Annotated in this window: 26 protein-coding genes and 2 pseudogenes; 13 read left to right on the top strand and 15 right to left on the bottom strand. The window is 25.3% G+C overall.

Annotated elements, in window-relative coordinates; all coding sequences use genetic code 11:
• Positions 1–48: 48 nt before the first annotated feature.
• Together H3N56_RS11115 and H3N56_RS11110 are read left to right on the top strand one after the other, a co-directional pair.
• Entirely contained in the window at positions 49–666 is a 618-nt protein-coding gene (locus H3N56_RS11115) for a hypothetical protein (protein ID WP_185881262.1), read from the top strand.
• A gap of 433 nt (positions 667–1,099) precedes the next feature.
• Positions 1,100–1,378 (top strand): HU family DNA-binding protein, encoded by a 279-nt coding sequence (locus H3N56_RS11110; RefSeq protein ID WP_185881261.1) that lies wholly within the window; start codon positions 1,100–1,102, stop codon positions 1,376–1,378.
• Positions 1,379–2,268: 890 nt separating this feature from the next.
• On the opposite strand, the gene H3N56_RS11105 is transcribed toward H3N56_RS11110, so the two are convergent.
• The 10 genes from H3N56_RS11105 to H3N56_RS11060 all read right to left on the bottom strand — a co-directional run bounded on the left by H3N56_RS11105 (position 2,269) and on the right by H3N56_RS11060 (position 11,609).
• The gene (locus tag H3N56_RS11105; protein ID WP_185881260.1) at positions 2,269–3,183 is read right to left on the bottom strand and encodes a restriction endonuclease; all 915 of its coding nucleotides are present in this window, start codon (positions 3,181–3,183) and stop codon (positions 2,269–2,271) included.
• Between the two features lie 39 nt (positions 3,184–3,222).
• Entirely contained in the window at positions 3,223–3,696 is a 474-nt protein-coding gene (locus H3N56_RS11100) for a thermonuclease family protein (protein ID WP_185881259.1), read from the bottom strand.
• A 430-nt stretch (positions 3,697–4,126) separates the two neighbouring features.
• Positions 4,127–4,372, bottom strand: coding sequence for a hypothetical protein (locus H3N56_RS11095; protein WP_185881258.1), 246 nt, complete (start codon positions 4,370–4,372; stop codon positions 4,127–4,129).
• Between the two features lie 15 nt (positions 4,373–4,387).
• On the bottom strand, positions 4,388–4,999 hold the full coding sequence (locus H3N56_RS11090; RefSeq protein ID WP_185881257.1) for a hypothetical protein: 612 nt from the start codon (positions 4,997–4,999) through the stop codon (positions 4,388–4,390).
• A gap of 6 nt (positions 5,000–5,005) precedes the next feature.
• Positions 5,006–6,484, bottom strand: coding sequence for an Mbeg1-like protein (locus H3N56_RS11085; RefSeq protein ID WP_185881256.1), 1,479 nt, complete (start codon positions 6,482–6,484; stop codon positions 5,006–5,008).
• Between the two features lie 12 nt (positions 6,485–6,496).
• Positions 6,497–6,694: a hypothetical protein gene (locus tag H3N56_RS11080; protein ID WP_185881255.1), complete on the bottom strand. Its 198-nt coding sequence runs from the start codon at positions 6,692–6,694 to the stop codon at positions 6,497–6,499.
• Complete coding sequence (locus H3N56_RS11075) at positions 6,687–7,571, bottom strand: hypothetical protein (RefSeq protein WP_185881254.1); 885 nt, start codon at positions 7,569–7,571, stop codon at positions 6,687–6,689. Before H3N56_RS11075 ends, H3N56_RS11080 begins: the two co-directional genes overlap by 8 nt.
• A gap of 956 nt (positions 7,572–8,527) precedes the next feature.
• On the bottom strand, positions 8,528–8,860 hold the full coding sequence (locus H3N56_RS11070; RefSeq protein WP_185881253.1) for a hypothetical protein: 333 nt from the start codon (positions 8,858–8,860) through the stop codon (positions 8,528–8,530).
• A gap of 519 nt (positions 8,861–9,379) precedes the next feature.
• Positions 9,380–10,057: a LytTR family transcriptional regulator DNA-binding domain-containing protein gene (locus tag H3N56_RS11065; protein WP_185881252.1), complete on the bottom strand. Its 678-nt coding sequence runs from the start codon at positions 10,055–10,057 to the stop codon at positions 9,380–9,382.
• Position 10,058: 1 nt separating this feature from the next.
• Positions 10,059–11,609 carry a hypothetical protein gene (locus tag H3N56_RS11060; protein ID WP_185881251.1) on the bottom strand — a complete coding sequence of 517 codons (1,551 nt, stop codon included), beginning with the start codon at positions 11,607–11,609 and terminating at the stop codon, positions 10,059–10,061.
• 205 nt (positions 11,610–11,814) lie between these two features.
• On the opposite strand from H3N56_RS11060, the gene traT reads away from it, so the two are divergent.
• The 4 genes from traT to aqpZ all read left to right on the top strand — a co-directional run bounded on the left by traT (position 11,815) and on the right by aqpZ (position 14,662).
• Positions 11,815–12,525, top strand: a complete 711-nt coding sequence (gene traT, locus H3N56_RS11055; protein ID WP_185881250.1) for a complement resistance protein TraT — start codon at positions 11,815–11,817, stop codon at positions 12,523–12,525.
• 22 nt (positions 12,526–12,547) lie between these two features.
• Complete coding sequence (locus H3N56_RS11050) at positions 12,548–12,928, top strand: hypothetical protein (protein ID WP_185881249.1); 381 nt, start codon at positions 12,548–12,550, stop codon at positions 12,926–12,928.
• Positions 12,929–12,936: 8 nt separating this feature from the next.
• Complete coding sequence (locus tag H3N56_RS11045) at positions 12,937–13,740, top strand: alpha/beta fold hydrolase (protein ID WP_185881248.1); 804 nt, start codon at positions 12,937–12,939, stop codon at positions 13,738–13,740.
• Between the two features lie 232 nt (positions 13,741–13,972).
• Positions 13,973–14,662 (top strand): aquaporin Z, encoded by a 690-nt coding sequence (gene aqpZ, locus H3N56_RS11040; RefSeq protein WP_185881247.1) that lies wholly within the window; start codon positions 13,973–13,975, stop codon positions 14,660–14,662.
• Between the two features lie 120 nt (positions 14,663–14,782).
• Here aqpZ and H3N56_RS11035 read toward each other — a convergent pair.
• The 3 genes and pseudogenes from H3N56_RS11035 to H3N56_RS11025 all read right to left on the bottom strand — a co-directional run bounded on the left by H3N56_RS11035 (position 14,783) and on the right by H3N56_RS11025 (position 16,515).
• A pseudogene (locus H3N56_RS11035) lies at positions 14,783–15,688 on the bottom strand (SPFH domain-containing protein).
• A gap of 89 nt (positions 15,689–15,777) precedes the next feature.
• Positions 15,778–15,939, bottom strand: a complete 162-nt coding sequence (locus tag H3N56_RS11030) for a hypothetical protein (protein ID WP_185881246.1) — start codon at positions 15,937–15,939, stop codon at positions 15,778–15,780.
• Positions 15,940–15,969: 30 nt separating this feature from the next.
• Entirely contained in the window at positions 15,970–16,515 is a 546-nt protein-coding gene (locus H3N56_RS11025) for a sigma-70 family RNA polymerase sigma factor (protein ID WP_185881245.1), read from the bottom strand.
• A gap of 348 nt (positions 16,516–16,863) precedes the next feature.
• Here H3N56_RS11025 and H3N56_RS11020 point away from each other — a divergent pair, with 348 nt between their 5' ends.
• The 5 genes and pseudogenes from H3N56_RS11020 to H3N56_RS11000 all read left to right on the top strand — a co-directional run bounded on the left by H3N56_RS11020 (position 16,864) and on the right by H3N56_RS11000 (position 20,041).
• Positions 16,864–17,172 (top strand): hypothetical protein, encoded by a 309-nt coding sequence (locus tag H3N56_RS11020; protein WP_185881244.1) that lies wholly within the window; start codon positions 16,864–16,866, stop codon positions 17,170–17,172.
• A gap of 812 nt (positions 17,173–17,984) precedes the next feature.
• Positions 17,985–18,550: pseudogene (locus H3N56_RS11015) on the top strand (DNA-3-methyladenine glycosylase I).
• 4 nt (positions 18,551–18,554) lie between these two features.
• Positions 18,555–19,058, top strand: coding sequence for a hypothetical protein (locus tag H3N56_RS11010; protein WP_185881243.1), 504 nt, complete (start codon positions 18,555–18,557; stop codon positions 19,056–19,058).
• A 226-nt stretch (positions 19,059–19,284) separates the two neighbouring features.
• On the top strand, positions 19,285–19,839 hold the full coding sequence (locus tag H3N56_RS11005; RefSeq protein WP_185881242.1) for a recombinase family protein: 555 nt from the start codon (positions 19,285–19,287) through the stop codon (positions 19,837–19,839).
• A gap of 1 nt (position 19,840) precedes the next feature.
• A complete protein-coding gene (locus H3N56_RS11000; RefSeq protein WP_185879715.1) occupies positions 19,841–20,041 on the top strand; it encodes a hypothetical protein in 201 nt (66 codons plus the stop codon).
• A gap of 20 nt (positions 20,042–20,061) precedes the next feature.
• Here the strand turns inward: H3N56_RS11000 and H3N56_RS10995 are convergent, their stop codons facing one another.
• Positions 20,062–20,460 (bottom strand): type II toxin-antitoxin system HicB family antitoxin, encoded by a 399-nt coding sequence (locus tag H3N56_RS10995; protein ID WP_185881241.1) that lies wholly within the window; start codon positions 20,458–20,460, stop codon positions 20,062–20,064.
• Between the two features lie 43 nt (positions 20,461–20,503).
• Complete coding sequence (locus H3N56_RS10990) at positions 20,504–20,686, bottom strand: type II toxin-antitoxin system HicA family toxin (RefSeq protein ID WP_185881240.1); 183 nt, start codon at positions 20,684–20,686, stop codon at positions 20,504–20,506.
• Positions 20,687–20,945: 259 nt separating this feature from the next.
• Between H3N56_RS10990 and H3N56_RS10985 the strand changes: the two genes are divergently transcribed.
• Positions 20,946–21,206: a ribbon-helix-helix domain-containing protein gene (locus H3N56_RS10985; RefSeq protein WP_185881239.1), complete on the top strand. Its 261-nt coding sequence runs from the start codon at positions 20,946–20,948 to the stop codon at positions 21,204–21,206.
• Positions 21,206–21,481 (top strand): type II toxin-antitoxin system RelE/ParE family toxin, encoded by a 276-nt coding sequence (locus H3N56_RS10980; protein WP_221893484.1) that lies wholly within the window; start codon positions 21,206–21,208, stop codon positions 21,479–21,481. Before H3N56_RS10985 ends, H3N56_RS10980 begins: the two co-directional genes overlap by 1 nt.
• The last annotated feature ends 37 nt before the right edge of the window (positions 21,482–21,518 follow it).

Here is a 21,518-nt window from a genome sequence, read left to right as displayed (position 1 = left end):
TTAGAAAAAATAAAGTGACAGGCCTGTCACTTTATAATGGAGGATAAAATGGAAAAATTGAAAACAGCTTTACAAGAACGATTACAGCCTCAAAATAAAGAGATAATTGGAATAGAAAATTTAAATTTTAAAAACAATTCATTGTTTTTAGGAGAAGATGGGGATTATTTAAAACAAAAATCTTATGAAGTTGCTTTAATAACAATAAAAGGAAGTTTAGCATTAGGAAAAATATTCAAAGAGGTTATAGAGAGGCTAGGGAATAACAAGACAGGAACTTATGAAAGATGGTTAGAATTTAATGGATTTCATAAAAGAACTGCATTAAGATATAGAAAAAAATATGAATTATATCAAAGTGTTAATCCTGAAAAAAGAAGTAATGTAGCTTTAATGAGCTTCGAATTAATAGAAAAAATAAGTAATGAAAATATCAAAGAATACATCGAATTGATAAATTCAGGAATAACGACAGAAGATTTAAAAATAGAATTAGCTGATAAGAAAATCCAAAAATCTGAAAAAGAAGAAAAGAAAGACACTAGCTTTGATTTTAATTTTAAAGTTTTTGAAAATTTAGAAGATGAAATTAAACAACTAGATAATAAGAAAAAACAAAGAGTTGAGAAGTTGCTATTAGAAATAAAGAAATTATTAAAAAAATAAATTAGATAAAAGGCTGAGCAGTTTGGCCTTTTTTATTTTTAGTTAAATCCAAGGTTTTTAAATATTTTTAATTTCCTTTTATCTACAAAAATTATTTAGGCATCTATGAAGAAGGAATAAAAATGGAAATTCAAGGAGTATACCATTTTTATATATACAACTTTAGAAGATACATAAAATAAGCATCAATTAAATTTTAATCCAAATAAAATGGAAATTATTTGGCATACTGATAATGAAATTATTAATCGGAAAAATTATTTGAACTCTCAAAAGATTATTTTAAATGAATTCTTGGAGTGGAATGTTCAATATATATTTTATTAAACTAATAAAGTTAGGTAAATCTATCAAAAAATTATAAAAGCAAATAAAAAATAATTACTAAAAAATGAAATTATGGTATAGTATTAAAAAAAGGGAGGGGGATAAAATGACAAAACAAGAATTTATTAACTTATATCAAAAGAATATGGATATAGAAACAAAGAAAGAATCTGAAAAGTTAGTTAATGGATTATTCTTAACATTAGAAGAGGTTCTAGCAAAAGGAGAAGAATTATCAATAATAGGATTTGGGAAATTTGAAGTTGTAACTCAATCAGCAAGAACTTGTAGAAATCCAAAAACAGGAGAAGCTATTGAAGTTGCTGAGAAAAAAGTAGTTAAATTTAAAGTAGGAAAAGTATTGGCTGAAAAGGTAGCAAAGTAAAATTTAGTAATACATTCTTTTAACTATTTAAACAGTTAGTATTTGATATTCTCCCTTTATAGTAGACAGATAAAATAATAAAATCTGTTTATTATGAAGGGAGTTTTTTTATTGATATATTTAAAAAGTTTGTTTTTAACTAGGTGATTTTATAATAATTTAAGGATAAAACTTCTTTTATATTTATAGTTCTTAACACTAAATTCATAACTTTTAATATTTTAGTTACCTCTTATAAAAATTCATAACCCAGTTTTCTAATTTCAAAATATCGGAGGGAATTATTTTCTTTATTTTTGAGTGTAGCTATAGTTAGATCATCTACATTCATTAATTGGCTAAAAAATTGTTTAGGTATAACCTCTAGTATAGCACCATTTAAAACGGTCCGGTTAAAATCAGAGCCTTTTTTTTAGGTTGTAATGTTCTAATCCTATATACAGTTTATTAAGTATTATCCTTGTCTAATTTCGCTCTATTTAGATATTGGGATGAATTGCTTTTCTTTTTCATTTCGTAAAGATTCACAATCAGTTAAAAATTATGGATAACTTATTTTATTGTGAAACTTTATGATAATATATATTCGGTATTCAGTAGAAGTTATCATATAAATCATGAGTAGAAACATAACAAAGATCATTATTATATGTTAATTAAAAGATATTTTGGGACTCGTAGTTTTATAGGTGGGATATTAATGGAAATAATAAAACAATATATCAAAAATTTAAGGTAATCAAGCAGGTATAATCTGTGAAATATAATTTTGTATTTAGTGTCTATTCAAATAAAGACCAAGCTATTCTAATTTATAAGACTTTTAGTTATACTTGTATATGACAACAAAAGAAAACCTACAGATTAAAGATGTAGGTTTTTAATATTATTTATTCGTCTAAAAAGTAATCTAAATCAACTTTTTTTATTTCATAAATCTCCTCAGTATATAGTCCAATATTAAATTCTACCATTAACTCAACTAGTTTATTTCCGTCGATTAATACAATTTTCTGTGAAGTTAAATTTTCACAATAATGTATTGCTTCCTTTGTAAAGGTTGAAGTAGTTATAAAAATTCCTTTCATGGCGCCTTTTCCTGCTAATGCTCCAACAAATTTTTGCACTTCTGGTCTTCCAACAGTTGTATTATTCCATCTTTTAGCTTGTAAATAGATTCTATCCAAACCTAACCTATCTTCATTTATAATACCATCTATTCCTTCATCATTACTCTTTTTTGTCAAGCTTTGAGATATTTCTGATTTAGAACCTCCGTACCCCATTTTCACTACTAAATCTATAACTATAGATTCAAATTTATAAAAATTAATCTTTTTTAATCTTTCTAACATTTCATCCTTTAATTCATTATTTAGCAACTCATAGATTTTTTCCAATCCTTCTATTGGTGTATCTACTCGCTTTGATTCATTCTTTTTTAAAATATCATTTTTTCCTATTTTTTGAAAATTTAAAAACTCTGGATATTTTCTTAAATATTTTGCATCTAGAGTTAGAGGAACCTCTTCTAATACCTCTAATCCTTTTTTAGTAATTTTAAACTCTCCACGTTTATCAGTTCCTTCAATCAATTGAGCTTTTTTCAAATAAGTTTTAGCCCAATTAATCCTATCATAAAATTTTCTTTTTTTATTTTTACTAGATACAAACTCTTGAACCTCTTCTGCTGTAAGTGTAAATTCTTTTGCTAATCTTTTTTCTATTTTTTCATTTGAATGTATTTTTCCATCTTTAATAGATTCTAAAAGTGGTAACATAAGTTCCTCATAACTTGGTATCATTTTTTCTCCTAGTTCAAATTTTGATTTGTTAATATTTTTTTACTTTTTCTTCTCTTTTCTATAAACCCAAGGTGGAGTTGGATTACTTTCTTTCCATAGTCCTAACTTCTTTAATCTAGCTTTCTCCTCAGCAATTCTAAATTCTGCATTATGTTTTGAGTATTGCTTATACCACCAAGCATTACCAGTTTTTAGCATATATAAATTTATATTCATTCCATTATAATATACAATTCCAACTACTCTTCCATATCTATCCTTGTCTTTAACATCTATCTCTACTTCTTTTTTATCAATTAACTTTTTTAACACATCTAAACTCTTTATCCCGTAATCTTGCTTTTTCTCTGGAGCATCTATTCCATAAAGCCGTATCCTAGTTTTATCTCCATTCTCTTCTATTATAGTTATTGTATCTCCATCAGCTACTTTTATAACCTTACCTTTTATAGTAGTAGCAAATGACAGCACCATCGTAAATAGTGATAATATTAAAACTGATAATTTTCTCATAAATTTCCTCCTACCAAACTATATCTATTTCCATCTCTTTTAAACTCTTCTATATGTTTATTTAATCTAAATGATATATGTAATGATTGCTGCCTCTTATTGTAATAATTCAAAATTAAAATCAACTATATTTGGATTTTTATTTAATAACTCTTCCAATTCAATTAAATTATAAAATCTATAATTCCTTAAAGAACACCTTATATCCGTAAAAGCTAATATTCTTTTTTGTTAAAATAATCTGCAATATATTTATCTATATTTAGTTTGCTTTTAGTTAAAGTATATCTATCTTCGAAAATTTTTTAGATCTTTCTGAATTACCCATCTAAAAAAAATGGCTGAAATTACTTCTAATATATTTTTATATAATATCATAAAACAATCTACTAAAAAAAGAAAAAGTGGACAAACCACTTTTTAGTTTAATCTAATATGCTCCACTTGTAGCTAAAATTCTTGCTAGAACAAAAAACCATATTACTCCTACAACTATTCCACCTATAACCATCATTATTAACGAAGCTATTAAGAAATTTTTTAAGTTTATATTTGTCTTATCTGATACTAGCCATTTAATCCACATTATTAGATTAACTATTGGAATCATCATTATTAATTGAATTTTTAACCAATCTTTTATTGTTAGTATTTTTTCATTTTCTTTTATTTCCATTTAAATCAACTCCTCTTATGATATGCTCACTATATATTTTTTATCAATTTTTTTCTTTTGTTTGATTATTAAATTAAATTCTCCATTCCCCTCATCTGTAGTTCCTTTTTCTTCTAATAAATAAGTATAGGCATTTTCTAACACATGGAGCTCAGTATAACCATTCTTAATAAGTTCTAATATTGCTGTTCTTTCCGGAACTTTAAAGAAGGCGTTCATCCAATACTTTAATTTTATTAAATTTCTTGAATTTAATTTAGCTACATTATCATTTAAACTATCTGTAGATAAGTTTAAACCAGAGTATGTGTTAGTTACTAACTTTCTTACATCATCATAATACCTTTGTGGAATTTTACTCCAAGAGCTATCAAATTCTGTATTATCAAGTAAAAAATCACTATTCTTTTTTTGAGTGTCTTTTACTTTTGATATAATTTTTCCTTTTATAATATATGATACATTTTTTGAAACATTACACTCCGCATCACTGTCTATAGGATTATATTTTATTGCATATGAAGAAATTTCATCACTAGATATCAGTATATCCTCTTTTTCTATTGCTGCTAAGTTTTGTAATTCTATTCCTATATCTCCATTAAGAATATATAATCTTGCTTTCATAATATATTATCTCCTTACATTTGAACATAAATTGTATTCGGTAACTGTTGCATTGCCCTCTTTAATTCTGTATTTATCTTCTCCTTTTGGTTTAGTCTTAGCTACAGGCTCCTCTTCTTTTGGTTGAGGTTTACTTTCTTTTTCAATAGTTTCAGGTTGTCCACCAATAATACCACCAATAGAAGTATTATTAAGTTGACCTAGAGTAAAGCATCCATCAAAGTTACCTCTATGAGCTTTTTCATCCTTGGAATATTCTTTGTATTCGCATTTACAAAAGAATCCATCACTTAAATCTTTTTTTACATCTTCACCAAATAAATCTAAAAGGTTTTCTATATTACTAGATTTAGTTGTTATATCTAATCTTAAACAATATTTTTTCAAGTCGTTTTTAATTGAATCTTTTTCTGTTATATTTTTTGTACCAGATTTCAAAATATTTTGTAGCCTATCTTTTGATCTTAAATTTAAATAATTAGTTTTAACAGCATTGTCTAGGAATACTGAGTTCATTCTAGTATTATCTATATTTCCATCATGTGACATATACAATAAGAAAAGATTGACACTATGATAGGCTGTTAATTCTGGAATTTTTTTCTTATCGTTTTCTTCTTTTTGAAGTGGAATTATAACGGTTTTTCCAATTCTAGTTTTTATTTTAGGAACTAAGTCATATTTGATATAATAGTTTTTTATATCGTTATTTATAATAACTTTATTTTGACTATAGTTATGCGATAATCTTAGAAGCATTGTTAACATTGCGGTATCTTTTTTTAGTAGTTCTCGATAATTTTGAGTGCTATCTGGCTTTGATAAAGTTGAATATATACTTTCATAAACTTTTCCCTCTGTAACATCTTCTATCTTATAATTTTTCCATTTCTCAAGTAAGATTTTATTTGTATCAACTTGTATCATTGATTCTGGTGAGAACTCAGGCAATCGAAGTTCATATATTTTACTAAGAAATGAACTGAAACTTTGATTATCAAGTTTAAATTTGTTTTCAAAATCTCCAAAACCTAAAGCATTCCATGTAACGGTAGTATTGTTTTTACCGCTATATAGATAAGCTGATTGAGCTAAAGCTCCACCTAAACTATGCCCTGTAAAAGATATAGTTTTATTTTTTCCAAATTCTATCTTTACATATTCATAGAAGCAAACAGCTTCAATTAACTGATTGTGAACTTTATTAATTCCAATTGATAGATTAACCCCTAGGTGATCTATTCCTTCATCTGTTCCTCTATATGCAATTATAATATTATCATCTTTCATAAAAGCAGTAGCAAAAAAACCAGTTTCTTTTAAACTATTTACATCTAAATAATCTTTTTGAATTTTCTTTCCATCGGCACTGTAAATAAATTGCCAACCATCAAAATTATACAAGGGATTCATTAATTTAGAATTGTCCTTATTTTTTTCAATTCCATAAACGCCAAAAAGTCTTTTATCTTCCTCATGATACATAAGAACACCATTTTAAACTTTTTCTAAATTCTTTTCTTTATCATAAAATGGTGTTCTTATTTTATTCCAAACTTGAGATTCTAAATTTAAAAATTCTATTAATTTTTTATCTTGATAAGATTTATAAAATTTAAAATCATTTTTATCTAATTTATTCCAATTTAAGTATGATAATTGTGAAAAAAAAGCATATTCAATATCTTTAATCAATTTTTCTCATCTCCTTTGGTAATATAACATTAATATCTTGATATTTTTTTACAAAATAAGAGTAAGCTTCAAAAGAAATTTTAGAAGCTTGTTCATCTTCAAAATATTTAACAAAGTAACTTGTAAGATATCCAAGTTCATCGGCATTTAAATTTCTATTCTCCTTATGTTTTTTTAATAATTCTTTTACTTTAGGTTCATCTTTAAAAATATAAAATATATTAGATTCAATTTGTTCATGTGTTAAATATTTTTTATCTTGTACATCAAGATGAAGTATGCTATCAATATTATAAGTTTTATATAACTTTTGATGAAGATCAAAAAGTTTCTTTTTATATTCATCAATATCCACTTTTGTAATATCATCAACAAATACATCTATATATCCTGTCATATTTGCTATTTGATCTGTTTCTTTTCCTATATTATTTTGTACAAATTCTGTTTGACCTTTTAAATCCCAAATCATAGGAAAATCCACATAGACTATAATATCATTACCAAATATTTTTTTAGCATTTTCCTTCATTGGAGCTGTTGCTAAAGGATAAGCTAATGCTCCTTCATATTGCCTTTTAAATTCACTTCCATATAAATGAGCTTTATTTAAATTCTCCAAAGCTACTTGGATACCACTAAAAGACTCAGCAGCCTTCAATTTATCACTATATACAATACCCCTATATCGTATATTTGTACTTAAACTTCTATCTCTATCTAATCCTCTAATAAAATAAAATTTATCATCTGGGATTTCTTGTTGTATCACATTTAATACTTTTCTATTATTGAGTGGTTTTTGAATAAATGAAAAAGCTATTCCAAAAAGAGCAGTTCCAATTATTCCTATTAAAATCTTTTTTTTCTTTGCCATAAATACCCCTTTTAGTATAATGAATATAAAATTAGATTATACTTTATAGTATCCTATATTTTATTAAATCTACAATAAAAAATTGTGAATTGGATAGTATTAAAAATTAAGCTTTAAATACAATTCTAAAAAATAGTTGATACATTACATACCAACTATTTCTATAAAAAAACTTGAAAAATATACATAATCAGAAAATAAGATAACAAGTATTCTAATAAATTTGAAAATTGTTCAATAGATTTTCGATATATTTTGTAATATATAAACTTCATAATTAAATCCACTTCTTTGTTTTTCGATATTTAAAATATTTACCAATTGAATTGCTTCATCTTGATAAATATTATCTACTCTTTTTAAAAGTAAGCTATATATTTAAATGAGTATTCGTTCAGATATGAAATCTTCACAGATACTCATTACAGTTATTACTTATCTAATAAACCATGTACCTGTTATTTGTATAAAAATAGCCTTTTAATATACTATTAACTCGTTTTTATCGTTTGTTTATATACGTTTGTATGTACTACTATCATTAATAAAACAAATGAATAAGTTAAGATTATTTAATATAAAGATATCTTAATTTAATGCAATGCTTTACTTTTTAGTTGAGTGTATATTTTTATAATTGTTAAATACAGGGTTGCACATTCAATTAATATAATAGTCGTAAGTTAGATGACAAGAATCTTAGAATAAGAGAATGGTTAGTTATTAGCTGTTTTAAGGCTTTTCAAGTGAATTAGTTATATGGAATCTGCTTATATGGTACCAGCACCTTTTAGATGCTATTATAGAGGGTGTTAAGTACTATGTATTCCAACTTTTGACAAATATTATTATGAGGATATTAATATAGCTTATTAAATAAATTTATTTAGATTATGATAGAATAGGAAATGCTAAAATAAGAAAAGAGGCTATCTTTAGTTAGGCAGCCTCTAATTTTAATTTACTTTAAAAATAATAATCTTAGTTCTTCTTTTATTGAACTTAAATAGTTTATATTTTTTTAAATAGCATTGATCTATAAAATTATCTGGGATATTTTTATTACTAAAATATTTACACTCATATAATCCTATGTATGATCCATATTCTAATTCTTTTATAGTCCATTTTGAGAAATTATCTAAGAAATCTTTTTTTGCAAGCATTTTTTTAATTACTAAACCTTTTAATCTAAAATCATAACTTCCCCCTTTATAAAGACCACCAAAATTTAATATAACTTTTCCAAATTGTATTGAAAATTTGAAATATAGGGAATGTTTTTCCATAGTATTTAAAAGTTATTAATCCCTAAATAACTAGTGCGTATGTTATAGCATACCAATAAAATCTTGAATAAAACGCTAAACAAAATGCGACTATCTTCAAATAACTATGAAAAATTACAAATATATAGAATATTGAGAAAATTTATAAATGAAACCTTTCATATAGAAAATGATTATTTATTTCAATTAAATCCACGTAAATATGAACTAATACCAGAATACATTATAAATGAGTGCAACGAAGAAATCCAAGTCATTAAAAAAAATTGAAAGTCATCCAAATTAATCTATGATATTTAAATAACTTCAATCCATGATTTGTATATAATGAAATCTTGAAGAAAGTTAAAAGAATTTGTGATATAGAGGAAAAAAATAAAATTATTACTATTATATTTTCTAATCTGGATTTAATTTTTTGAAAGAAGTTGATATCTTACCTCTTTTACTTTATAATTTAGAAATTTTAAAAAAATGTATATTTAAAAAATAAAAAGGAGATAATCTATATATCTCCTTTTAAAAAATAATAGCTCTTTCTTTTAAATTACACTTATCTTCTAATTCTTTTAATTTCATCTTACTAGTATATATAAATTCTCCTGTTTTAAAAACAATTTGCTCCTCTTTATAATCTAGGAATTTTATAAGCGATATATTTATAATCGTTCCACGATCAAGTTTAAAAAATGTCTTAGTTAACATAAGTCTTTCTTCTACTTCAGAGAAATTTCTTTTTATAGAAAATATCTCATTTCTTTTCAAATGAAACTCTGTTTTTCTAGTGGTGCTAGAATAAGTTATATAGTTAACATCAGAAAACTCCACAAGAGCTCTTTTGTAAGTATCAGATAAATAGAAAGATGTATGCCCATATGTTATATTAATTTGTGTTTGAATACTTTCTTCCAGTTCAAAAATATCTTGTCTTAAAATACAGTCCTTAACTATTCCTTTTAGAAAAAACTCTCTCATCTCACGAATATTTTCTTTTCCAAGTAAAATAATTATAGATATATTCAAATTAAAATAAGTTGATATTTTTTCTTCTAAATCAATACTATTAATATCAATAACTAATAGATCTATCTCTCCAGGTAAAATATCTTTTTGTCTAATATCAATAAAATCATAATTCAAAACATCACTAAGTAAAACTTTTAAGTTGTTATCTACATCAATTCCTATCTTTATCATATTAAATCAACTCCGTATATAAAGAGTTAATTCTAACTTGGCTCATAGCACTAGATATCTTATTTGCAAGTTCTAAAAGGAAGTTATACTCTTCAAAAGATAAAGAATTATCGTTTTCTTTAACAAAGATAGCTCCGATGTATCTATTTTCATTAAATTCTACCCTAAATGCCAAATCATAATTATCTATTAAAAGATACTCTTTCGAAATGAATATGTTGTTATCAGATTGATCTATAATATATTTTTTATAGTCATCAAAATCAATAAAGATTTTAACTTTGACATCAATAGTACTTATATTCTTGAGTATCTCTTTTCTAAGTTGTACCTCAAAAGTTTTTATATTTTGAGCCAAACACATTCTATTATAAATCTTTTCTATCTTTTCATTTTTTACAGACATAATTTGATTAATAGTTATAGTATAAAAATCTAAGATAATTATTGTAAGTAAAATCACTGTTGGTTCTGTTAAAGATTTAAAATAAAAAAGAGATATGTAAGCTAATGTCACTCCTAAAATATACCGTATAACTCTTATTGTCTGTTTTGTATATGATTTTAGAGTATTGAATACTAACCACCAAAATATAAAGACAATTTCCATTAACTCAATAAAGTAGTATAGGTTTCTTTGTGTTGGAAAAATCTCATGGAAAAATTCTAAGACAAAATAACTTATTCCAATAATAAACCAATATAAGTAATGCCTTTTAGGAATTTCTCTCTTTTTAATTAAGAACTCAAATATAGATATTATAAATATAACTCTAGTTAAATCAATTGTTTTCCTAACTAATCTTATTCCATTTAAAAAATCACTATGGCTTTCTATTAGATATACATAGAACTGAGGTGAATATATCATTAATACAAAGATAAAGTTATAAATGTAGATTATAGCCAAGCTAATCCAAATAAAGATTCTAAACTTTTTATATTTTTTATTAATAATATTATTTAAGAAGTAAAAAATAAGTAGATAGAGCAATACTCTAGTCAGTATATACTCAATGAGTGTAAAAAAATCTGTTTGAAAACTACCTCTAAAGCTAAAAAACATTTTACTTATTAATAATATAAAGATAATCTTTAAATCTTTATTTTGCCTAAACCTTTCTTTGACACTCATAAATATTAGAAGATTTAAGAGTATAAGACAAATTGTTAAGATATTTAAAAAAATCTTCTGGTGTTTTGAGAACTTCATTCCCTCAAGTCCTATTTGAATTTTTTCCCAATCTTTATTTTTAACAAAGCTTATTGCTTCCGTCTCTCCAGCATATTCTCCCTTTAAAAGATAACTTCCATTAGGAACATTATAGAAAAGGCTTCCATTTAAAAACTTTTTTTGTTCAATATCAATCTCTTTACTTGGATTATCTAAAGATATCAGTTGATATTTTCCAATATTTTTTTCCAGTACTTCAAAGTTTTTTATTTTAGGTATCACATATATAAAATCTTTATTCTCCTTAGAAAAACTTAATAGAAATATACCTAAGATAATTGTAATAATTCCAATTGCAAATATTATCTTCTTTTTCAAAATTGCTCCTATCTTAAAATAGTATTTTTCTAATTATACTTTAAAATCTAAATTCTGATAAGAGAATAATAAAAAATAATTAATGTAAGAAATTTAAGATTTTATGAATAAATATGTATAATTAGTGTAAATTTTATCCTTATACAAAGATTTCAATATATAATAAATAAAATTTAACATACAGATATACAAAGGGGAGAAAATTATGAAAAAACTATTTATAGCAACTGTTGTTTCATTACTTTTTTTAACAGGATGCAGTAGTGTTAATACAGTTATAAAAAAAAGAAATCTAGAAACACAAACTCAAATGTCCGAAACTATATGGTTAAATCCATCATTGATTAAAAATAAAACTGTGTTCTTACAAATAAAAAATACAACAACAAAAACTTTAAGTATCGAAAAGGATATAGCCCAAGTTCTACTTTCAAAAGGATATAAAATAACAAACAATCCTGATAACACTAATTATTGGTTACAAGTGAATGTATTGAAATTAAATAAAGAAGATTTAAAAGAAAGTAAACCAGCTGAGTCTGGACTTATGGGTGCTGGAGTAGGAGCTGCTTTAGGTGGATACAATACTGGCTCTTTAAATTCTGCAATTGGATTAGGAGCAGTTGGTGGACTTGCAGGAATTGCAGCAGACGCTCTTATAGAAGATACTTATTATGTTATGATAACTGATTTAGTTGTTAGTGAAAGAACAAATAAAATAGTTTCTAATGATAATATAAATCTAATAAAACAAGGAACTCGTGGTGTAGCAGCAGCAACTTCTAAAGATACTACAAATATGAATAAATATCAGACTCGTATAGTGAGTACTGCCAATAAATTTAATTTAAAATTCGAAGAAGCTACTCCAGTACTACAACATGAACTAGTTAATGCTATTTCAAATATATTCTAAGAAATAGGGAGGAACAATAAAGATGAACAAAGTAAATATGATGTTTATATCTCTTTTAATTTTATCAGGATGTACCTCTGCTCCATATGATAATAGAAGTAGTGGACTAGATATGAATCTAGTAGCTAATACTATTTTAGCTACTAGTTTATACAATCAAAACAATAACAATAATAATTTCAATAGCTTTAATAATAACTTTAATACTCAAACTAAAACTCATAAGACAAGTTCAACAACATCTAATACCGTAGAAAATACAAAAAAAGAAAGCTATATACAACCTTATGGAACTAACGGAATGAGTAGTTCAACTATAACCAACTCTAATATACAAACAAACTCTAGAACTGTAGAGAAAACTAAAACTAAAAGTAAGTCATCAGGAGTATTTATATATTAGGAGGCCACATGTTTATAACTTTAAAAAATAATAAAAATATGAATATTGAAATCAAGGGAGATGGAGAACCAATATTTTTTATTCATTCGTATCTTTGGGATAAAAATATGTGGAATCCACAAGTTCAAGAGTTATCTAAGAAATACCAATGTATTTCTATCGACTTATGGGGTCATGGTGAATCTGATCCATTAAACGAAGATGAATACTGTTCTCTATCTACCATTACAGATAATATTATAGAAATTGCAGATATACTAAACATAGATAAATTTCATTACATCGGTCTATCAGTTGGTGCTATGCTAGGAGCATATCTTGGATTAAATTATAGTGAAAGAATCAAAAAAATGATTCTCTTAGATGGATATTCAGGAGCTGAAGCTCCTGAAACTAAATATAGTTACTTTGAAATGTTGAAAATGATAAAAAAATTAGGATATATTCCTGAAAATCTTATAGATACCATTACTCCTATGTTTTTTAGCAAAGAGGAGAATAAAAATAAAGGTCATCTATATCAGTATTTCAAGCAAAAATTAACGAATGAAAATACTTCTAATATAAATACTATTGTCACACTCGGTGAAGCTATTTTTGGAAGGGAGGATCTTTTAGGAGATCTGAACAAAATAAAGGCCCCCACTTTATTTATGGTTGGCGAGGAAGATATTCCTCGTCCAATACCTGAAAGTCAAGAAATGAATAACTTAGTAAAAGGATCAAAGCTTGTTATCATACCCAAAGCAGGCCATATTTCAAACCTAGAAAACCCCACTCTTGTAACTGAACAAATATTTAATTTTTTATAGATTTTGAATATAATAAAATTTTAAACAGCTAATTCTCTTTTTGAATAAAGAGTTTTAGTTGTTTTTTTTTTAAATTCTTTGTAACCAATAAATTATCAAAAGACTTATTATGATAAAAAACAAATTGCAGATGCTAAAAATAAAGGTTATTATTAATTTCATGTTATATATTAAAGTTAATTTAATAAGTGGTAGTTATAAAAATAAATTACATAGAGGAGAAACAATAAATATGAAGAAAAAATTATTTGCAGAATTTTTAGGGACATTTTGGCTTGTGTTAGGAGGATGCGGAAGTGCTGTTTTAGCGGCTTCTTATCCTGAATTAGGAATAGGGTTTGTAGGTGTCGCGTTAGCATTTGGATTAACTGTTTTGACGATGGCATATGCAATTGGACATATATCAGGATGTCACTTAAATCCTGCAGTTACTATTGGGTTAACTGTAGCAGGTAGATTTAATAAAAATGAAGTTATTCCTTATATAATTAGTCAAGTCATTGGTGGAATCGTAGGTGCTTATATCTTATTTTTGATAGCATCAGGACTTCCTAGTTTTGATTTGAATAATGGGTTTGCTTTAAATACAATTGGAAATCTTTCTCCAAATAAATACTCTTTTGTATCAGGAATTGTTTGTGAAATAGTGATGTCTATGATGTTTTTATTTATAATTCTTGGATCAACATCTGAAAAAGCCCCTAAAGGATTTGCTCCAATAGCTATTGGTTTGGGATTAACTTTAATTCATTTAATAAGTATTCCTGTTACAAATACATCAGTAAACCCTGCAAGAAGTACAGCAGTTGCTATAGTAGCTGGTGGTGAAGCTCTTTCGCAATTATATATATTTTGGGTAGCTCCTATTTTAGGAGCGATAATAGCTGCTGTTCTATATAATTTATTACTAGAGAAAAAGTAATAGATAAACAGAATTTTTCTAATCAAAAAATGAAGAGGACTCTTAATATTAAGAGTCCTCTTCATTTTTAATTTTTTTACGAGTGGGTATTAAACTTTAATTTTTAATAAATCTCTTTCGTTATTTAGTTTCTTTAAATATCGAACTAAAATTTACTAAATTTTGAATTTCTGAAGGGATTATTAACTTAGTTGATTGCCCATCTGCAACTTTTTCAAAAGTTTCCATTCCTTTTAAAGTTAGTACTTCCTTTGTTATCATAGCTTCATTTAAAGCTTTTATTCCTTCTGCTTTAGCCCTTTGAAGAGCTACTATAGCCTCTGATTCTGCTTCAGCACCTTTAATCGTAGCCTCTTTTTGACCATCAGCTCTTAATATAGTTGCTAACTTTTCCGCTTCGGCTCTTAATATTTCAGATTCTTTTTGTCCTTCTGCAACTAAAATCGCTGATCTTTTTTGACCCTCTGCTATCAATATTGCTTCTCTTCTTTCTCTTTCAGCTTTCATCTGTCTTTCCATAGCTATTTGTATCTCTTTTGGAGGTAAAATATTTTTAAGTTATACTCTATTTATCTTTATTCCCCATGGATCAGTTGCTTCGTCTAATACGGCTCTCATCTTTGTGTTAATAACATCTCTTGAAGTTAGAGTTGCATCTAATTCCATTTCACCTATTATATTTCTCAAAGTTGTCGCTGTTAGGTTTTCTATTGCACTTGTTGGATACTCTATTCCATATGCATAAAGTTTTGGATCAACTATTTGAAAATAAACAACAGTATCAATTTGCATAGTAACATTATCTTTTGTAATTACAGGTTGTGGTGGGAAATCAAATATTTGTTCCTTTAAAGATACCTTTTTCGCTATTCTATCAACAAACGGAATCAAAACATTAATTCCAACACCCCATGTAGCTTTAAATGCACCTAGTCTTTCTATTACATAGGCTTGAGATTGAGATACTATTCTTACATTTAAACATATTAAAACAATAATAATTAACAATAATCCAAAAATTAACATAACCCCTCCTTATTTTATGAAACTCATTTAGTATAATTTTAATTTCTTTAATCTACAATATATTTTTATATTAATATTTATTTTGAAGTTTAACATAAAATTATAAATTCTAAATTTTCATTTTTTATTTTTTCACTAATATTTATTTTGTGGTTTAATTTTTTTAATTCTTCTTTCTTACTTTCTTTTCGTATAAAAGATGAGCATCCTTGAAATAAAATAACCACTCCTATTAATATCGTTTTTTTCATTATACCACCTCCTAGTCCTTTATAAGAACTTTAAAAAATATTGTTATAATTAAAATTTTTATTTAATTTTTTTCTAATTCTTTGAATTGCATTATCTATTGATTTTACTTCGAGTTTCAACATTTTTGCAATTTCTAAATAATGAAATTCTTTTGCCATTAATTGAAAAACTTTAAATTCTAAATCTGTAAAATTTAACGAGGCATATAACATAATATTATTTATGAATTCCTTAATGATAAGCTGATGTTCACAAGTTAAATTTTTACTTCTAAAATTTTGAATATAATCACTTGAAAATTTTAAATTAGAATTAATAAAATTTGTTTTATTATTATGTTTAGTTATTAAAACTACAAGTTTTCTGTTAATACAGAAAAAAATAAATGTATTTAAATTAATATTTCTGGTTGGATCGTAATATTTTATAGCTTTAAGAAAGGCTAGTTGAGCTTCTTGAAAAATATCTTCTTTAGTAAATCCGTTAATATAAAATTTTTTCGAAAAATATAAGAATATTGGTTTAAATTTAAGTAGTAAAACCTCAATATTTTCGTCATTATATTTGATATTCATATTGTAACCTCTTGAAAATTTTATTAGTTGATTGTGAGAGAAAACTATCTGGAAATTTTTAATAAAAATAAAATTATTTATAACCTTGAAAAAGAGCTCTATATATTAATAAAGTCATCTATATATATAGATGACTTTATTAATATATAGAGCTAATAATAGCCGGGGGAGGCTAGTGCTTGTAATAATTATATGTTTAAAAAAATGAATCTGCAATTTAAATTAAAACTTTCTATCAAATCTAATAAAAAATATTGCAGATTAAATTGTAGACAATTTATAATAATGCAATAGTTTATAAAATTTTACATTATTATAAAAATATCATTTTTTAGAGGGAGAATCTTAATGAATAACAATATTATTGAAATGCTTACATTTAAAATTAAAAAGGAAGTTACCGAGGAAAAAATACTAAAATTATCTAAAGCTTTTGAAGAGGCATTAAAACGAGAAGTTAATGGATTTATAAAACGTTCACTTTCAAAAGATTGTATAGGAAATAAATGGATAGAGTTAATTTGGTGGGATTCTATGGAGTCAGCATCAATAGCGTTAGATAAAATTCCCAAAACATGTGAATTTAAAGAATATTGCTCTATATTAGAAGACGATGAATCTCCACTAATTTATTTGAAAGAAGTTACTTCGGTATAGTAGTAACTCTTATTATTAATTTAATTACACTAAAAAATATCAAAAATCAATAGAAGATTATTGTGGAGAAAAGATAATCTAAAAATGTCTAAAGTTAGAATGAAGAAACAAGAATTATGACAATGAAAAAGAAAAGAGAGGATTATGTTGTATCAATCCTCTCTTTTCTTTTTCATTATACCATTTTTGCTATCTATCCTATCAAAAATATAGAAATTTCTGAAACACTGCTATACAAACTACCTATCTTTTTTATTCCATAAATATTTTTCATCTTCTCTTATAATATCTCTAACTATTTCTATATTTTTTTGGTTTCTTTATAATAAAATTTATATGTTCCTAATAAAAACAAACTAATAACTGCCACATTGAAAACAAATAATTTTATATAAATAGTAATTGCAAATCTTCTAGATTAATGGTGTAATATCATTAAAATCTAGGAGTTTTCTATGACAAGAAAAAGAACAATTTCTGAATCTAGAAAAAAATTATTCAAGATTTCATCACAGAATATCAAGTTCAGAGTATGAAATTACTACAGGAAATTCTTAAAGATTCAATACTTAATAAGTCAGATATTTGGTAGTTCATAATAGAGGTTATATATTGTATTGCTACTAAAAAGATATATGAAGTTATAGTTGGAAAAATAGTAAATTAAGAATATTAAGAAAATCTAAAAGACGAACAAAATATATGCCTTACCACCGATTAAAACAAACAATTTATAGATTTTGAGAACAAATTAAAAAATATGAAAAAATTCAGTAAACTATGGTTAGAAATTTAAAAAAGGAGATAATAAAATGAGTAGCAAATCAAGGTGTGGATGGGTTGGAGACACACAAATATATATTGATTATCATGATAATCAATGGGGGCGACCAGTACATGATGATAACATACTATTTGAGATGTTGATTTTAGAAACTATGCAGGCAGGACTTTCATGGATAACAGTTCTAAAAAAAAGAGAAGCATATCGAAAATCTTTTGATAATTTTGATCCCAAAAAAATAATTCTTTATAACGATGAAAAAATTGAAGAACTAATGCAAAATGAAGGGATAATAAGAAATAGATTGAAAATTAAATCTGCTATTAATAACGCCAGACTGTTTCTTGATATTAAAGATGAATATGGCAGTTTCGATTCTTTTATTTGGAGTTATGTGAACAATACACCTATCATTGGACACTGGAAAAGTGTACAAGATTTACCTGCGACAACTCTACTTTCAGATAGGATTAGTAAAGACTAGGATTTAAGTTTGTAGGATCAACAATAGTGTATGCTTTCATGCAAGCAATAGGAGTGGTAAATGATCATCTTACGACCTGTTTTCTTTATGATAAAAATAGAAGTGTATAAGTTTATGAAAGAAATGGATTTATATAAAAATGAAAATGAGAGTTTTGAAGGATATTTTGAGCGAATACATAACATTTTGCCAAATTGGCCAAAAGAAGTACTGGAAGAATGGTTATATAGGCATAATGATCAAATAGATGATTATTTTTTTCTCCAGTTTGATAAATTTAAATTTTCTTTAGAAAAATGGAATAACAAAAAAATTATAAATGAAATAAATTCTTATAAGATGGAACATATCATTGATCCATTAGGCTTACAAATTTTAGATAAACCATCTTCATTTTTGCAAAAGTATATTTATAAAAATGGGACTTGGCCTTCTCCAATAATAATTTTAAAAAATAAAAAAAGTATTTTAGTTAAAAATAATGAAATGTTAGGGAATCCGCATCATTTATTAGAGGGTCATTTAAGATTGGGATATATAAGAAATTTATATAAAAATAATAGAGAATTAAACGAAGAACATTTAGTGTATGTAGTAAGAAAAGTGGAAGACAAATAAGAATAAAAAGAAGTTTTTTAGTCTGTAGCTAAAGAACTTCTTTTTATTTTTTGAATTTTAAATTTATTGAAAACTGTAAAACAAGGTAGACCCTATTTTGCTCATATCAAACAAACATAGTTGTTATGTAAACTAACTTTGTAATTTGTATAAATTTACTCTTTGTAACTTAAGTCATTGACTATTTATTACAAAAAATGTAAAATAAAAATAAAAAGGGGAAAATGTGAAAGTTGGATATGCAAGAGTTTCAACAATAGATCAAAATGAAGAAAGACAAATTAGATCGCTTCAAGAAAATGGAGCAGAAGAAATTTTTATAGATAAAAAATCTGGAAAAAATACAGATAGAACAAAACTTAAAGAAATGCTTAATTTTATAAGAAAAGGAGATGTCGTAATTGTATCTGAATTTTCTAGACTGGCTAGGAATACAAAAGATTTATTAGAAATAACAGAATCTATAACAGCTAAAGGAGCAACTTTTAAAAGTTTGAAAGAAAGTATAGATACATCTTCACCTGCTGGCAAACTTATGTTGACAGTGATTGGTGGGATAGCTACATTTGAGAGAGAGATTCTTTTGGAGAGACAGCGAGAAGGAATTGCTATAGCAAAAGAGAAAGGTAAATATAAAAAACCTAAAAAAGAGATACCAAAAGATTTAAAAGAAACAATGATAAATTTTGAATTTAAAAAAGTAAAGGTAGCAAAATTTTATAATATTTCAAGACCAACATTAGACAAATGGTTAAACTTACAAAAAAAAGAGGTTGATTAATATGGAAGAGATTCAATATAGAATTTTGTTACTAGAAAATAAAGGTACGATAATATTTGAAAAAATAGTAAATTCTTTACAGGATGAAGATATAATAGTAGAGGAGTTAATAGACAAATTAAACAAAAATAGAGAAGTAAAAGTATTTGAAAAAATAAACAATGAATGGAAATTAAGACGAGTGCTGAGTTTAAAAAAATGAAGGGAATCCCCTTCATTTTTTTATATTCCTAATTTCATTTTTAAACTAGCTTCAAGAATAGCGGAAACATTAATCTTATTTTTTTTTGCTAATTCATTTAACCATTTTGGCAAGGTTACATTTCTTCTAACAGATTTATTATTTTCATCATCTCTAATTGGAGCCATAAAGACTTCTATTAGTTGAACAAAACTTGTAGGTTCAACTTTAATATCTTGTGGCTTACTTTCGTTAGGAATATCAATATTTCTAGATTCTAAAGAATAAAGATACAATCCTAAACAATCTTTTGCCATAAATAAGGCCTCTTCTAGAGTATCACCATACGTTAATGCACCAGGTAAATCTGGAAAAGATATATTAAAACCACCATCTTCTTCTTCAAATATTGCAGGATAGATATATTTGTCTTTTTTCATTGTTTCACCTCGCATAAATTAAAATACAAAGGTTAAAGCGGGATTATTTCAATCCCGCAGCCTTAAGAATAGAAAAATATGTTCCTTTTTTCATATCTTTTCTAGGGTGTGGAACTGAAATAGTTAGACTCCCTTTGACAAAAATATGATGAGACCCATTAATCCTATCCAAAATCCAATTATTATTTTTTAATAACTGAATGAGGTCTTTTGAGTTGTATGACATGTCGTTCACCTCATTGTTATTATACACATTATTTATGTGTATGTCAAATGAGATGAAATTTAATTTCAAAATATATTTAGACTAATATGAATAGAAACTCATCAATATTAAAATAAAAATATTTTAATATTATAGAAATATTGGTAAGATTTATAATCATACTACACTATTATGATTATATTATTTAAAAGTTAAAAGGAATATATTGATATATTTGTATATACAGTATATACTATATAGAAATATAGGAGGTAAATATATGAAAAGTATAAATATAAGATTAGATGATAAAATAATAGAAGAATTAAAACATTTGTCAAAAATATTCGGTAGTAATGTAAGTGAATTGATAAGAGAGGGTGTAAATAAAATTTTAGAAGAAAAGAAAGCAGATCCTTATTATAGATTAACGAATTTTTCTGAAGCCTCTAGTGATGAAACAAATGATATAGTTAAAGAACTATCTAAATTAAGTGATGATGATCTAAAGATAGTTAAAAGAAAAAGGATAAAAATTTAATGGCTATAAAAAAAGAATTGGAGTTTGCTTATTCTAAAAAATCAGATAAATTTTTTACTAAAAATGAAAATATTCGAGAAATATTTGTAGAAAATATAATATCTATTGAAAGAGGCAATTGTAATATAGATGTAAAGTTGTTAAAGGGATATAAAGATTTATTTAGAATGAGAATAAGGGATTATAGAATTATATATAAAGTAGTTGATGGGGAATTAATTATAATAGAGGTTTTATTAGCAGGGAATAGAGGAGATATTTATAAAAAAATTTAATGATTTTTTCAATTAATTAGATACTTCCTACAAAGCC

This window comes from Cetobacterium sp. 2A (assembly GCF_014250685.1).
In the GTDB taxonomy this organism is placed as follows: Bacteria; Fusobacteriota; Fusobacteriia; order Fusobacteriales; family Fusobacteriaceae; genus Cetobacterium.
Note: the sequence above shows the minus strand (reverse complement) of the source record. Positions and strands in the feature narration are given on the sequence as shown.